Genomic DNA, 1,428 nt, shown 5'->3' with positions numbered 1-1,428 from the left:
ATGGACCCGCAGCAGCGGTTGCTGCTGGAGACGTCGTGGGAGGCGTTCGAGCGGGCGGGGATCGACCCGGCGACGGTGCGGGGCAGCAGGACGGGTGTCTTCGCCGGCGTGATGTACCACGACTACGGCGGGCGCGTGACAACGGCTCCGGAGGGCATGGACGCCTACCTGGGCAGCGGCAGCGCGGGCAGCATCGCCTCCGGCCGGGTCTCGTACACGTTCGGGCTTGAAGGCCCGGCGGTCACGGTCGACACGGCGTGCTCGTCGTCGCTCGTGGCCCTCCACCTGGCGACCCAGTCGCTGCGCAGCGGCGAGTGCTCGATGGCGCTGGTCGGTGGTGTCACCGTCATGGCGACTCCCTCGACGTTCGTGGAGTTCAGTCGGCAGCGTGGCCTGTCGGCGGACGGCCGGTGCAAGGCGTTCGCGGCCGGCGCGGACGGTACGGGCTGGGCCGAGGGTGCGGGCATGCTGCTGGTGGAGCGGTTGTCCGACGCCCGTCGCAACGGGCACCAGGTGTTGGCGGTTGTCCGTGGTACGGCGGTGAACCAGGACGGTGCGTCGAACGGTCTGACGGCTCCGAACGGGCCTTCGCAGCAGCGGGTGATCCGGCAGGCGTTGGCGAACGCCGGCGTGTCCTCGGATCAGGTCGACGCGGTGGAGGCGCACGGTACGGGCACGCGGCTGGGTGATCCGATCGAGGCACAGGCGCTGATCGCCACGTACGGGCAGGAGCGGCTGGAGGAGCGGCCGTTGTGGCTGGGTTCGCTGAAGTCGAACATCGGTCATGCCCAGGCCGCTGCCGGTGTCGGTGGTGTGATCAAGATGGTCATGGCGATGCGGCACGGTGTGCTGCCGCAGACCCTGCATGTCGACGAGCCGACCCCGCACGTGGACTGGTCGGCCGGTGACGTCCGGCTGCTGACCGAAGCCATCGACTGGCCTGAGATCGACCGCCCGCGCCGTGCCGCCGTGTCGTCCTTCGGCATCAGCGGAACCAACGCCCACGTGGTCGTCGAACAGGCCCCTGCCTCCGCGGAGTTGCCGCCCGGGACCGGCAACGGCGCGGTCGTACCGTGGGTGCTGTCGGGCAGGACGGAGACGGCGCTGCGGGCACAGGCGGAGCGTCTGCTGTCCCTGGCCACGGACACGGACCTGCGGCCGGCCGACATCGGCTTCTCACTCTCCACCACACGCTCGGCCATGGAGCACCGGGCCGTCGTGGTGGGGGAGAACCGGGACGAACTCCTTGAAGGACTGGGCGCGTTGGCCGCAGGGGCACCGTCCACCCGGGTCGTCCTGGGCGAATCGGGTACCGGCGGCAAGACCGGGTTCCTGTTCTCGGGTCAGGGTTCGCAGCGGGTCGGCATGGGGCGCGAGTTGTACGGGGCGTACCCGGTGTTCGCGGCGGCGTACGACGAGGTGTGTGCG

1 protein-coding gene is annotated in these 1,428 nt (G+C 70.8%); it reads left to right on the top strand.

What is annotated here, in order from left to right; translation table 11 throughout:
• A partial coding sequence (locus ACWEBX_RS40650; protein WP_451889715.1) for a type I polyketide synthase occupies nucleotides 1-1,428 on the top strand: 1,428 nt, incomplete at both ends.

The sequence above is a fragment of the Streptomyces sp. NPDC005070 genome (assembly GCF_053600395.1).
Note: the sequence above shows the minus strand (reverse complement) of the source record. Positions and strands in the feature narration are given on the sequence as shown.